9 protein-coding genes and 1 pseudogene are annotated in these 13,355 nt (G+C 70.4%); 6 read left to right on the forward strand and 4 right to left on the reverse strand.

Going from position 1 to position 13,355, the window contains the following annotated elements; all coding sequences use genetic code 11:
• Positions 1-26 precede the first annotated feature (26 nt).
• A complete protein-coding gene (locus OG959_RS32710; protein ID WP_326664291.1) occupies positions 27-2,588 on the forward strand; it encodes a RelA/SpoT family protein in 2,562 nt (853 codons plus the stop codon).
• Between the two features lie 67 nt (positions 2,589-2,655).
• Here OG959_RS32710 and OG959_RS32715 read toward each other — a convergent pair whose 3' ends face one another.
• Both OG959_RS32715 and OG959_RS32720 read right to left on the reverse strand, forming a co-directional pair.
• The gene (locus OG959_RS32715) at positions 2,656-3,885 is read right to left on the reverse strand and encodes a DUF349 domain-containing protein (RefSeq protein WP_326664292.1); all 1,230 of its coding nucleotides are present in this window, start codon (positions 3,883-3,885) and stop codon (positions 2,656-2,658) included.
• A gap of 211 nt (positions 3,886-4,096) precedes the next feature.
• The gene (locus tag OG959_RS32720; protein ID WP_326664293.1) at positions 4,097-4,894 is read right to left on the reverse strand and encodes a peptidylprolyl isomerase; all 798 of its coding nucleotides are present in this window, start codon (positions 4,892-4,894) and stop codon (positions 4,097-4,099) included.
• A gap of 148 nt (positions 4,895-5,042) precedes the next feature.
• Here OG959_RS32720 and OG959_RS32725 point away from each other — a divergent pair, with 148 nt between their 5' ends.
• The 4 genes from OG959_RS32725 (at position 5,043) to OG959_RS32740 (ending at position 9,456) form a co-directional block, all read left to right on the forward strand.
• Positions 5,043-5,729: an MBL fold metallo-hydrolase gene (locus OG959_RS32725; protein ID WP_326664294.1), complete on the forward strand. Its 687-nt coding sequence runs from the start codon at positions 5,043-5,045 to the stop codon at positions 5,727-5,729.
• A 13-nt stretch (positions 5,730-5,742) separates the two neighbouring features.
• On the forward strand, positions 5,743-7,005 hold the full coding sequence (gene hisS, locus OG959_RS32730) for a histidine--tRNA ligase (protein WP_148016300.1): 1,263 nt from the start codon (positions 5,743-5,745) through the stop codon (positions 7,003-7,005).
• A gap of 355 nt (positions 7,006-7,360) precedes the next feature.
• On the forward strand, positions 7,361-7,996 hold the full coding sequence (locus OG959_RS32735; RefSeq protein ID WP_326664296.1) for a vitamin K epoxide reductase family protein: 636 nt from the start codon (positions 7,361-7,363) through the stop codon (positions 7,994-7,996).
• A gap of 74 nt (positions 7,997-8,070) precedes the next feature.
• Entirely contained in the window at positions 8,071-9,456 is a 1,386-nt protein-coding gene (locus OG959_RS32740) for a replication-associated recombination protein A (RefSeq protein WP_326664298.1), read from the forward strand.
• Between the two features lie 49 nt (positions 9,457-9,505).
• Here OG959_RS32740 and OG959_RS32745 read toward each other — a convergent pair whose 3' ends face one another.
• On the reverse strand, positions 9,506-10,204 hold the full coding sequence (locus tag OG959_RS32745; RefSeq protein WP_326664300.1) for a DUF2470 domain-containing protein: 699 nt from the start codon (positions 10,202-10,204) through the stop codon (positions 9,506-9,508).
• 188 nt (positions 10,205-10,392) lie between these two features.
• Here OG959_RS32745 and rpsD point away from each other — a divergent pair, with 188 nt between their 5' ends.
• The gene (gene rpsD, locus OG959_RS32750; RefSeq protein WP_136327444.1) at positions 10,393-11,007 is read left to right on the forward strand and encodes a 30S ribosomal protein S4; all 615 of its coding nucleotides are present in this window, start codon (positions 10,393-10,395) and stop codon (positions 11,005-11,007) included.
• A 15-nt stretch (positions 11,008-11,022) separates the two neighbouring features.
• Here rpsD and OG959_RS32755 read toward each other — a convergent pair.
• A pseudogene (locus OG959_RS32755) lies at positions 11,023-13,243 on the reverse strand (ATP-binding protein).
• Between the last annotated feature and the right edge of the window lie 112 nt (positions 13,244-13,355).

Raw genomic sequence — 13,355 nt, forward strand, 5'->3', positions numbered from 1 at the left:
TGTCCGGATCCGCACGAGGAGCGCTCTTGCCAGACGAGGCCCAGCCAGTCGCCGCCCCGCAGCCCGACAAGCCCGAGGCGGCCCCAGCCACGCCCGCGAAGCAGCAGCCCGCGGAGAAGCCGAAGCCCCCGGCGCCCGAGCCGGGCACGGGCCCGGCCCCGGCCGAGGCGAACGGGCCCGCGCCCGCTTCCCCCGCGCAGCCGGCCGTCCCTGCCGCCCCGGCCCCCACCGCACCCAAGCCGCCCGCCAAGCCGGCGGCGACGCCCGCGGGCCCGGTGGCCCGTACCGGCGGCGGCTCGTCCAACCGGGTCCGGGCCAGGCTGGCCCGCCTCGGCGTGCAGCGCTCCAGTCCGTACAACCCGGTCCTGGAACCGTTGCTGCGTACCGTCCGCAGCAACGACCCCAAGATCGAGAGCGCCACGCTCCGCCAGATCGAGAAGGCGTACCAGGTCGCCGAGCGCTGGCACCGGGGCCAGAAGCGCAAGAGCGGCGACCCGTACATCACGCATCCGCTGGCCGTGACGACGATCCTCGCCGAGCTGGGTATGGATCCGGCCACTCTGATGGCGGGGCTGCTGCACGACACGGTCGAGGACACCGAGTACGGCCTGGACACCCTGCGCCGTGACTTCGGCGATCAGGTCGCCCTGCTGGTCGACGGCGTCACCAAGCTGGACAAGGTCAAGTTCGGTGAGGCCGCGCAGGCCGAGACCGTACGCAAGATGGTCGTCGCCATGGCCAAGGACCCCAGGGTCCTCGTCATCAAGCTCGCCGACCGGCTGCACAACATGCGCACCATGCGGTACCTCAAGCGGGAGAAGCAGGAGAAGAAGGCCCGCGAGACGCTGGAGATCTACGCCCCCCTGGCCCACCGCCTGGGCATGAACACCATCAAGTGGGAGCTGGAGGACCTCGCCTTCGCGATCCTCTACCCCAAGATGTACGACGAGATCGTCCGCCTCGTCGCCGAGCGGGCCCCCAAGCGCGACGAATACCTCGCCATAGTGACCGACGAGGTCCAGTCCGACCTGCGCGCCGCCCGGATCAAGGCCACCGTCACCGGACGGCCGAAGCACTACTACAGCGTCTACCAGAAGATGATCGTGCGGGGCCGGGACTTCGCCGAGATCTACGACCTGGTCGGCATCAGGGTGCTCGTCGACACGGTCCGTGACTGCTACGCGGCGCTCGGCACGGTGCACGCGCGATGGAATCCGGTCCCCGGCCGGTTCAAGGACTACATCGCGATGCCCAAGTTCAACATGTACCAGTCGCTGCACACCACGGTGATCGGCCCCAGCGGCAAGCCCGTCGAGCTGCAGATCCGTACGTTCGACATGCACCGCCGAGCCGAGTACGGCATCGCCGCGCACTGGAAGTACAAGCAGGAAGCCGTCGCGGGCGCCTCCAAGGTGCGCACCGACGTCCCCAAGAACACCGGACGCGGCCAGGACACCGTCAACGACATGGCGTGGCTGCGCCAGCTCCTGGACTGGCAGAAGGAGACCGAGGACCCCAGCGAGTTCCTGGAGTCCCTGCGCTTCGACCTCTCCCGCAACGAGGTCTTCGTCTTCACGCCCAAGGGCGACGTCATAGCGCTTCCCGCGGGGGCGACACCGGTCGACTTCGCGTACGCCGTCCACACGGAGGTCGGCCACCGGACCATAGGAGCACGGGTCAACGGGCGGCTCGTACCGCTCGAGTCGACGCTCGACAACGGCGACCTGGTGGAGGTCTTCACCTCCAAGGCGGCCGGAGCCGGGCCCTCCCGCGACTGGCTCGGCTTCGTCAAGTCACCGCGTGCCCGCAACAAGATCCGTGCCTGGTTCTCCAAGGAGCGCCGTGACGAGGCGATCGAGCAGGGCAAGGACTCCATCGCCCGGGCGATGCGCAAGCAGAACCTGCCGATCCAGCGGATCCTGACGGGCGACTCCCTGGTCACTCTCGCCCACGAGATGCGCTACCCCGACATCTCGTCCCTGTACGCCGCGATCGGCGAGGGACATGTGGCGGCGGCCGGCGTCGTACAGAAACTGGTGCAGGCCCTCGGCGGCGAGGACGCGGCCAACGAGGACCTGGCGGAGAGCTCCCCGCCCTCGCACGGACGCAACAAGCGCCGCGCCAAGGCGGATCCGGGCGTGGTCGTCAAGGGTGTCGAGGACGTCTGGGTCAAGCTGGCCCGCTGTTGTACGCCCGTGCCCGGCGACCCGATCATCGGCTTCGTCACCCGCGGCAGCGGCGTCTCCGTGCACCGCGCCGACTGCGTCAACGTGGACTCGCTCTCGCAGCAGCCGGAACGGATCCTCGAGGTCGAGTGGGCGCCCACCCAGTCCTCGGTCTTCCTGGTGGCCATCCAGGTCGAGGCACTGGACCGGTCCCGGCTCCTGTCCGACGTCACCCGGATCCTGTCCGACCAGCACGTCAACATCCTGTCCGCGGCCGTGCAGACGTCGCGCGACCGGGTGGCCACCTCGCGCTTCACCTTCGAGATGGGCGACCCCAAGCACCTGGGACACGTCCTGAAGGCCGTACGCGGCGTGGAGGGCGTCTACGACGTCTACCGGGTGACCTCGGCCCGCCGGCCGTAGCGACGACGAGGAGGGCCCCGGTACGCGACGCGTACCGGGGCCCTCCTTTCGTACCGGCGGACGGGCGTCAGCCCCCGAACTCCTCCAGGCCCTTGAGCGCCTGGTCCAGGAGCGCCTGACGGCCCTCCAGCTCACGGGCCAGCTTGTCGGCACGGGCGTTGTTGCCCGAGGCGCGAGCGCTGTCGATCTGCGTACGCAGCTTGTCGACGGCCGCCTGGAGCTGCCCGGTCAGACCCGCGGCACGGGCCCGTGCCTCCGGGTTGGTCCGGCGCCACTCCGACTCCTCGGCCTCCTGGAGCGCCCGCTCCACCGCCTGCATCCGCCCCTCGACCTTCGGACGGGCGTCACGCGGTACGTGGCCGATGGCCTCCCAGCGCTCGTTGAGGGACCGGAACGCGGCCCTGGCCGCCTTCAGGTCCTTCACCGGCACCAGCTTCTCGGCCTCGACGGCGAGCTCCTCCTTGAGCTTGAGGTTCTCGCCCTGCTCCGCGTCACGCTCCGCGAAGACCCCGCTGCGAGCGGCGAAGAAGACGTCCTGGGCGCCGCGGAAGCGTTCCCACAGGTCGTCCTCGGCCTCGCGCTGGGCGCGGCCCGCCGCCTTCCAGTCGGTCATCAGGTCGCGGTAGCGGGCCGCGGTCACGCCCCAGTCCGTGGACCCGGAGAGCGCCTCGGCCTCGACGACCAGCTTCTCCTTGACCTTGCGGGCCTCCTCGCGCTGGGCGTCCAGCGAGGCGAAGTGGGCCTTGCGGCGCTTGGAGAACGCCGAGCGCGCGTGCGAGAAGCGGTGCCACAGCTCGTCGTCCGACTTGCGGTCGAGCCGCGGCAGGCCCTTCCACGTGTCGACGAGTGCGCGCAGCCGCTCACCCGCGGAGCGCCACTGCTCGCTCTGCGCCAGCTCCTCGGCCTCGACGACCAGCGCCTCCTTGGCGTGCTTCGCCTCGTCGGTCTGCTTCGCCTTCTGGGCCTTGCGCTCCTCGCGCCGCGCGTCGACCGTCGCGACGAGCGCGTCCAGCCGCTTGCGCAGCGCGTCCAGGTCGCCGACGGCGTGATGCTCGTCGACCTGGCCGCGCAGATGCTCGATGGCGGTCGTCGCGTCCTTCGCCGACAGGTCGGTGGTCTTCACCCGCCGTTCGAGGAGGCCGATCTCGACCACAATGCCCTCGTACTTGCGCTCGAAATAAGCCAGGGCCTCCTCCGGAGAACCGGCCTGCCACGATCCGACGACCTGCTCGCCGTCGGCTGTACGCACGTACACGGTGCCTGTCTCGTCGACACGGCCCCACGGGTCGCTGCTCACAGCGCCTCCTCCACCTGATGCCCGTGAGGGGGTTCGCCCCCCTGGCATCGTCCACAGTTTCCTGGGGCGGGCCGCGCCCGCCCTGCACAACGCCAATCTAGGCGACAGGCCGCCCGGCTGTCCGCACTCAGCACGGCCGAAATTGGACCGACGGTCCTGTCCGGCCGCGCCGGACGACTGCCGGGCGGCTCCTGCCGGGTCTGCCCGGGGCTCAGGCCTTGTCCACAGCCGCCTTCGAGATGTTCACGGCCTTCGTCGGCGCACCGTCGGCACCGCCGCCGGTCACCCCCGCCTTGCCGATGGCCTCGACGGCCTTCAGGGAGTCCTTGTCCATCGTGCCGAACGGCGTGTAACTGGGCGGCAGCTTGCTGTCCTTGTAGACGAGGAAGAACTGGCTGCCGCCGGTGTGCGCCTGGCCGGTGTTGGCCATCGCCACCGTGCCGGCCGGATACGTCACCGTGCCGTCGGCGCCCGCCTTGCCCAGCGCGGTCAGGTTCTCGTCGGGAATCGTGTAGCCGGGACCACCGGTCCCGTCACCCTTCGGGTCGCCGCACTGCAGGACGAAGATGCCGTCCGTGGTCAGCCGGTGACACTTCGTCCCGTCGAAGAACTTCTTGTCCGCCAGGGACTTGAAGGAATTCGTGGTGTGCGGGGTCTTCGCGGCGTCCATCTCGAACGCTATGTCGCCCTGGCTGGTCTTGAGCGACATCGTGTACTTCGACTTCTTGTCGATCTTCATCGCGGGCTCGGGCACCGTCTTCTCGCTCGCCGAAGGCGAGGGAGAGGCCGACGGGCTCTGGCTCGCGGCCGCATCCGCCTTGCTGTCCTTGTCGTCGTCGCCGCTCGTGGCGAAGTACGTGGCACCGCCGATGACCGCCACCACGGCCACTGCGGAGGCGATGACGACGGTCAGCCGCCTCGTCCTCCGACGGGCGTCCTCCCGGCGCTGCTGCTGCCGCTCGAACTTCTCCCTGGCGAGCTGCCGCCGCCGCTGATCGCTGCTGACCACCGGGTGATCTCCTTGTACGTCGTGTGATCGGGCCTGGGTTGCCCCGTACCGTATATGGGTTAGCTGTGGAATGAGGAGCGCCGGTAGGCTCTGAACTGCTGCGACCTCGCAGCCGACCTCCCTCGTCGGACGACCATTAAGGACGATCGTGCTCATTGCCGGGTTCCCCGCCGGGGCCTGGGGGACCAACTGTTACCTGGTCGCCCCCGCCGCAGGTGAGGAGTGCGTGATCATCGACCCGGGCCACCAGGCCGCCTCCGGTGTCGAGGAAGCGCTGAAGAAGCATCGGCTGAAGCCCGTCGCCGTCGTCCTCACCCACGGCCACATCGACCATGTCGCCTCGGTCGTGCCGGTGTGCGGCGCGCACGACGTCCCCGCCTGGATCCACCCCGAGGACCGCTACATGATGAGTGACCCGGAGAAGGCCCTCGGCCGCTCCATCGGGATGCCGCTCATGGGCGAACTGACGGTGGGGGAGCCGGACGACGTCAAGGAGCTGAGCGACGGCGCGCAGCTGCTGCTGGCCGGTATGGAGTTCGGCGTCTCGCATGCGCCCGGCCATACGAAGGGGTCGGTGACGTTCAGGATGCCCGAGGTCGCGGACGTTCCGCAGGTCCTCTTCTCGGGCGACCTGCTCTTCGCCGGCTCCGTCGGACGCACCGACCTGCCCGGCGGCGACCACGCCGAGCTCCTCGAGTCGCTGGCCCGTGTGTGCCTGCCGCTCGACGACTCGACCGTGGTGCTGTCCGGCCACGGCCCCCAGACGACCATCGGCCGCGAGCGCGCCACCAATCCGTATCTGAGCGGTATGGACGCGCCCCGACGAGGAATGTGACGAGAGCGACATCGTGAGCACCTTCAAGGCCCCCAAGGGCACGTACGACCTGACCCCGCCCGACTCCGCGAAGTACCTCGCGGTGCGCGAGGCGATCTCCGCACCGCTGAAGAACTCCGGTTACGGCTACATCGAGACCCCCGGCTTCGAGGACGTGGCCCTCTTCTCCCGCGGCGTCGGTGAGTCCACCGACATCGTGACCAAGGAGATGTACACCCTCACCACCAAGGGCGGCTCCGAGCTCGCCCTGCGCCCCGAGGGCACCGCGTCCGTGCTGCGGGCCGCCCTGGAGGCCAACCTCCACAAGCTCGGCAACCTGCCGGTGAAGCTCTGGTACTCCGGCTCGTACTACCGCTACGAGCGCCCGCAGAAGGGCCGCTACCGCCACTTCTCGCAGGTCGGCGCCGAGGCGATCGGTGCCGAGGACCCGGCGCTGGACGCCGAACTGATCATCCTGGCCGACCAGGCGTACCGCACCCTGGGCCTGCGCGAGTTCCGCATCCTGCTGAACTCGCTGGGCGACAAGGAGTGCCGGCCCGTCTACCGCGACGCGCTCCAGGGCTTCCTGCGCGAGCTCGACCTCGACGAGGAGACCCGCCGGCGCATCGAGATCAACCCGCTCCGGGTCCTCGACGACAAGCGCCCCGAGGTCCAGAAGCAGCTGACCGGCGCACCCGTGCTGCGCGACTACCTGTGCGACGCCTGCAAGGCGTACCACGAGGAGGTCCGGGACCTGCTCAACGCGGCAGGTGTCGTGTACGAGGACGACGAGAAGCTCGTCCGCGGCCTCGACTACTACACCCGCACCACCTTCGAGTTCGTCCACGACGGTCTGGGTTCGCAGTCGGCCGTCGGCGGCGGCGGCCGCTACGACGGCCTGTCCGAGATGATCGGCGGCCCCGCGCTGCCGTCGGTCGGCTGGGCGCTCGGCGTGGACCGCACCGTGCTCGCGCTGGAGGCGGAGGGCATCGAGCTCGAACTGCCCTCCACCACCAGCGTCTTCGCCGTACCGCTCGGCGAGGAGGCGCGGCGGGTCCTGTTCGGCGTCGTCACGCAGCTGCGCCGCGAGGGCGTGGCCGCTGACTTCGCGTTCGGGGGCCGCGGCCTCAAGGGAGCGATGAAGAGCGCCAACCGCTCGGGCGCGCGCTTCACCATCGTGGCCGGCGAGCGTGATTTGGCCGAGGGGAACGTCCAGCTCAAGGACATGGAGTCCGGCGAGCAGACGGCCGTGCCCCTGGCCGAGGTGACCGAGGCGGTCCGTACCCGCCTCGCGTGAACCACCTGTCGTGGGCGGACCGCTGGGTCCGCCCACGACAGGGAGCGCCGGGCGCCCCTCAACGGCGGGCTGCGGGCGCCCCGTTCCCCCGCCGTCAACCTGACGGCTGCCCGTTCATCCTGCCGGGCGATTCCGGTCCGGCGGCGGACGTGACACCAACGGGTGGGCCGTACCCCGCCCGAGAGCGTGGACGGAGCCCCGGGTCACGGCGGTGACTGCCCTGTACCCCCTCGTTCCGGGGCCCGGTGCGCCCGCATCCGTACGCGCGTCTTTATGCCCATCGAACGGAAGCCCGGTGCGGCCGTACGGCACAATGACCGTGCCCCAGCAGGCCACTCACTGACGGAACGGCGATATGACGACTGCAGCGGTTGACCATCCCTCCTCCGACCAGGACGAGGACGGCGGGAAGAGGACCATCGGCGGCAGTCGCGCGCTGGCACTGCTGCTGGTCATCACGGGCGCTGCCGGACTTCTCGCCGCCTGGGTCATCACCATCGACAAGCTCAAGCTGATGGAGGACCCCAACTTCGTCCCGGGCTGCAGTCTCAACCCGGTGGTGGCCTGCGGCAACATCATGAAGAGCGACCAGGCGTCGGCCTTCGGCTTCCCGAACCCCATGCTCGGAATGGCCACCTACCCCGTGATCATCGGGATCGGTCTGGCGCTGCTCGCGGGAGCCCGCTTCCGCGGTTGGTACTGGCTGGGGATGAACGCGGGCACGCTGTTCGGTGTCGGCTTCTGCACCTGGCTCCAGTACCAGTCGCTGTACAACATCAACTCGCTCTGCCTGTGGTGCTGCCTGGCCTGGGTCGCCACGATCCTCATGTTCTGCTACGTCACCACGCACAACATCAAGCACCGGATCATTCCCGCGCCGAGCTGGCTGCGCAACGGGCTCACCGAGTTCCACTGGGTGCCCCCGGTCCTGTGGATCGGCATCATCGGCATGCTGATCCTGACCCGCTGGTGGGACTTCTGGACCAGCTGACCGGTCCGTCCGGTGATGCCGGCCCGGCATCCGGCCCGGCAGGGATGTCAGTGCGGTGACATAGGCTTCAAAACGTGGAGCCCGACCTCTTTACCGCAGCTGCCGAAGACCGCCAGGAGAAGGACCCGTCCAGCAGCCCTCTCGCTGTCCGGATGCGTCCGCGTACCCTCGACGAGGTCGTGGGTCAGCAGCATCTGCTGAAGCCGGGCTCGCCCCTGCGCCGCCTCGTCGGCGAGGGGAGCGGGGGACCGGCCGGCCCTTCGTCGGTGATCCTCTGGGGCCCGCCCGGCATCGGGAAGACGACCCTGGCGTACGTGGTCAGCAAGGCCACGAACAAACGATTCGTCGAGCTCTCCGCGATCACCGCGGGCGTCAAGGAAGTGCGCGCCGTCATCGAGGGCGCCCGCCGGGCCACCGGTGGCTACGGCAAGGAGACCGTCCTCTTCCTGGACGAGATCCACCGCTTCTCCAAGGCGCAGCAGGACTCGCTGCTCCCGGCCGTGGAGAACCGCTGGGTCACCCTGATCGCCGCGACCACCGAGAACCCCTACTTCTCGATCATCTCCCCGCTGCTGTCGCGCTCGCTGCTGCTGACGCTCGAGTCACTGACCGACGACGATCTTCGCGGCCTGCTGCACCGGGCCCTGACCGACGAGCGCGGACTCGGCGGCGCGGTGACGCTGCCGGGGGACGCGGAGGAGCATCTGCTGCGCATCGCCGGGGGCGACGCGCGCCGGGCGCTGACGGCGCTGGAGGCGGCGGCCGGTGCGGCGCTGTCCAAGCAGGAGGCGGAGATCACCCTCGTCACCCTGGAGGAGACCGTCGACCGGGCGGCCGTGAAGTACGACCGGGACGGGGACCAGCACTACGACGTGGCGAGTGCGCTGATCAAGTCGATCCGCGGTTCCGACGTCGACGCGGCGCTGCACTATCTGGCCCGGATGATCGAGGCGGGTGAGGACCCCCGGTTCATCGCCCGACGGCTGATGATCTCGGCCAGCGAGGACATCGGTCTCGCCGACCCCACGGCGCTGCCCACGGCGGTCGCGGCAGCCCAGGCGGTGGCGATGATCGGTTTCCCCGAGGCGGCGCTCACGCTCAGCCACGCCACCATCGCGCTGGCGCTCGCCCCGAAGTCCAACGCGGCGACGCTGGCGATCTCCGCAGCTCAGGACGACGTGCGGAAGGGGCTGGCGGGTCCGGTCCCGGCCCATCTGCGCGACGGCCACTACAAGGGCGCCGCCAAGCTGGGCCACGCGCAGGGCTACGTCTACCCGCACGACGTCCCCGGCGGCATCGCCGCCCAGCAGTACGCCCCGGACGCCGTCCGCGACAGGCGCTACTACCGGCCCACGCGCTACGGGGCCGAGGCGCGCTACGCCGATGTGGCGGACCGGGTCCGCGAGCGTCTGGGCCGTACGGAGACCGACGGCGGCGCGAGCACGCCGGACGGTTCGTAGCGGCCGGGTCCCGGTGCCCCGCCGCGACGGTGCTCCGGACGGGCGGGGCTCAGTGGGCGGCCGCATCGAAGAGGGTGCGCATGGCGTGGCGCAGCTCCGTCATGTCGCGCACCGGCTCGGGGAACTCGAAGCGGGCGTCGAAGCAGGGCCCGTTCCGCTCGAAGAAGCGGACCCGCAGTCCGAGACGGTCCAGTGCGACCGGCACGACGGAGGGCCGGCTCCCGGTCCCGGCCGCGGACCGGTCGCCGAGGAGTTCGCACAGCGTTCCCAGCCGTTCGCCGTGGGCCGCGTGCAGATGCTGCAGCAGCTCCGCCTCGTGGGCGGCGAGAGGGTCGGTGGCCGCGTCCCGCAGCTCCTCGGGCTCGACCGCCTCCGCACCCCACAGGTCCTCGACGTGGGCCTCGCCCGTCTCCAGCCGCAGCAGCATCCGGCCGGGGCCGGCCATTCCGGGTACGGACGTGAGCCATCCGCAGACGCGGGCCCGGCCGCGGATGCGGTGCGGGACGGAGACCGGAGCGACGTCCGTGATCTCCAGCACGGCCGCCAGCTCGTCGTCCTGGGCGTGCGTCGCGGCCCGCACAGCCGGGGAGTCAGCGGGGAATTCGAGGAAGAGGTCACCGTCCGGACCCACGGTCCGGGACAGCGGCATCAGCTGGTCCGAGCCCGCTGTCTCCAGCCCGGGGATGAGCAGCACCGCGGAGCAGGTACTCTGTACGAGAGTTCGTGTGCGCTCGGCTGCTGACGGCATCCGTGTGTTTTCAAGCCCGCTGGGACGCGGCTGACCACGATCAGATCGGCCTTCCGTCGTAGCAGCACTTTTCTGTGTGCTGCCGCTGTCTGTGCTGTCCGTGACGTGTGTGGTGTTCCCAGGGCGAGACATGCGATCTCCTTGAGTAAGGTGAGCCTAACCTAACCTACAACGGAGGTCTGGAGAACGTGCCTAATCAGTCGCGTCCCAAGGTCAAGAAGAGCCGCGCGCTCGGCATTGCGCTGACGCCGAAGGCCGTCAAGTACTTCGAGGCCCGCCCCTACCCGCCGGGCGAGCACGGCCGTGGCCGCAAGCAGAACTCGGACTACAAGGTCCGTCTGCTCGAGAAGCAGCGTCTGCGCGCCCAGTACGACATCAGCGAGCGCCAGATGGCGCGTGCCTACGACCGCGCCAAGAAGGCCGAAGGCAAGACGGGCGAGGCGCTGGTCGTCGAGCTCGAGCGCCGCCTCGACGCGCTGGTCCTGCGTTCCGGTATCGCCAAGACGATCTACCAGGCGCGCCAGATGGTCGTCCACGGCCACATCGAGGTCAACGGTGGCAAGGTCGACAAGCCGTCGTTCCGTGTCCGTCCGGACGACATCGTGATGGTCCGCGAGCGCAGCCGCGAGAAGTACCCCTTCCAGGTGGCCCGCGAGGGTGGTTACGACACCGACGGTGAGACCCCGCGCTACCTGCAGGTGAACCTGAAGGCCCTGGCCTTCCGCCTTGACCGGGACCCGAACCGCAAGGAAATCCCCGTGATCTGCGACGAGCAGCTCGTCGTCGAGTACTACGCCCGCTGATTCAGGCGTAGCCGCTCAACACCGGCGCTCAGGCCCGCCCCTCTCCGATCGGGGAGGCGGCGGGCTTTCGCGTTGTCCCGGCCGGGGACGGCTGCCCCGGCGGCTGCGGCCGGGACTCGCCGGGCCTGCCCGACAGGGCCCTGGCCACCACCGCGTCGATGCCCAGCCCGGCACCCGCGCTCCGCTCCGACGCGTACAAGGCCTCGCCCAGCTCGTGGCGGGCCAGCTCCTCGCACCGGGCCCGGGGGCCGCCGTAGTGCGCCGAGCCGAACAGCGGCAGCCCCACCGACGGCCAGATCCGGTCGGCGGCCCCCTGCAGCAGAGCCGCCTCCGCCGGGTCGCCCTCGACCACCGTCACGAGCGCCAGCAGCTCCAGGGTGAGCACGGTGCCCAGGCGGTCATGGAACGTGTGGCTGATGGCCAGCGACTCCCCGAGCAGCTCGCGGGCCCGGGCGGGCCGGCCCCGCTGCAGCGCCGCGAAGCCCAGGACGTACAGCGCGTAACTGAGCGCCCACCGCTCCCCGTGGTCCTCGCAGATCTCCCGTACCTCTTCGCAGATCACGACCGCGCCGTCCAGATCGCCCTGGAACCCGACCGTCATGGCCAGTTCGATCTGGGCCATCAGCACGTTGCTGTTCAGTTCGCCGAGCTCCCGGTAGCGGCCGAGCGCCTCCTGCAGCAGTTCGTGTGCGCGTGCCATGTCGTCCGTGACCAGGGCCAGGCAGCCCGTGCGGTGCACCGCGTACGCCGACGCCACCGCGTCCCCCGCCAGATCCGCCTCCTCCCGGCACTCCGTCAGCGCGGAGATCGCGCCCACCGGATCGCCCTGGAGGACCGCGACGTAGCCGAGCACCCACAGCGCCTTGAGCCGCGAGGTGTCGTACGGCGTCTCCTCCTCCCGTACGTGTTCCAGCCAGTGCCGGCCCTCCGAGAGGCGTCCGCAGCCGACCCACAGGAACCAGAGCGTGCCCGCCAGGTACTGGGCGAGGTGAGCTTCCTCGGGGCTCTCCAGCGAACACTCCATGGCCCGCCGCAGGTTCGGCAGCTCGCTCTCCACCCGGGCGGCCACCTCCGCCTGCCGCGGGCTGAACCAGTCGAGCTCGCACCAGGTCGCCAGCCCCAGGAACCAGTCCCGGTGACGGCGGCGCAGCCGGTCCGTGTCACCCGTGGCCGCGAGCCACTCGGAGCCGTACTCCCGCACCGTGTCCAGCATCCGGTAGCGGGCGCCCACGGCCGACTCCTCGCGCAGGACCACGGACTGCGCCAGCAGCCCGGACAGCACGTCCAGCACCGAGTCGGCCGGCAGATCGGGACCGCTGCAGATGTACTCGGCCGCCTCCAGGTCGAACTGCCCCGCGAAGACGGACAGCCGTGCCCACAGCAGCCGCTGCTCGGGCGCACAGAGCTCATGACTCCAGCCGATGGCCGTGCGGAGCGTCTGGTGGCGGCCGAGCGCACTGCGGCTGCCACCGGTCAGCAGCCGGAACCGGTCGTCCAGCCGCTGCAGCACCTGCTCCGTCGACAGCGCCCGCAGCCGGCCGGCGGCCAGTTCCAGCGCGAGCGGAATGCCGTCGAGGCGCCTGCACAGCTCCAGGGCGGCCCCCCGGCTGTGCTCCGAGAGCCGGAAATCAGGCTGCACCGAGGCGGCCCGCTCGGCGAAGAGCAGCAACGCGTCCTCGTCGCGCATCGTCGCGAGCGGGTAGCCGCTCTCGCCGTCGAGGTCCAGCGGCAGCCGGCCCGCGGCCAGTACCCGCAGCCCCGGTGCGCGGCGCAGCAGATCCCGTACCAACTCCGCACAGGCGTCGACCAGATGCTCGAAACCGTCGATCACCAGCAGGAGCCGGCGCTCGGCACAGTGTTCGAGGAGTGTCGAGCGGGGCGGCCTGCTCGTATGGTCCGTGAGGCCCAGCGCGTCGACCAGGGCGTGCTCCAGCAGCGCCGCGTCGTGGACCGCCGACAGCTCCACCAGCCAGACGCCGTCGCAGTACCGTTTCTCCAGGAGCGCCGCCACTCTGGTGACCAGCCGGGACTTGCCGACGCCGCCCACCCCGACGACGGTGACGAGCCGCGACTCCTCCAGCAGCCCGGCGACATCGGCCAGCTCTCTGTCGCGACCCACGAATCTGTTCAGCTCCGCCGGCAGATTGCCCGGGTGGCGGGGCGTCGCAGCCCCGGGGGAGGCGGTCGGGGGGCCGGGATCGTCGGAGGACGGAAAGGGGCGCTGAGTGCGTCGCATGAAACACGCAGAGTACTGGCCCGAAAGCGCTCCGTACAATCTCGTTGCCGGAACTCCCGCCCGGCCGACCGGTCATGCGGTACAGGGCGCGAGCCCCGGCGCGATAGGCTCG

Origin of the sequence: Streptomyces sp. NBC_00385 (assembly GCF_035917155.1) — a bacterium.
GTDB classification, from domain to species: domain Bacteria; phylum Actinomycetota; class Actinomycetes; order Streptomycetales; family Streptomycetaceae; genus Streptomyces; species Streptomyces poriferorum.

Bases quoted from the DNA above. Each gene is read 5' to 3' on its own strand.
- OG959_RS32735 (WP_326664296.1), top strand. From the start codon at position 7,361: ATGACGACTGCAGCGGTTGACCATCCCTCCTCCGACCAGGACGAGGAC.
- OG959_RS32745 (WP_326664300.1), bottom strand. From the start codon at position 10,204: ATGCCGTCAGCAGCCGAGCGCACACGAACTCTCGTACAGAGTACCTGC.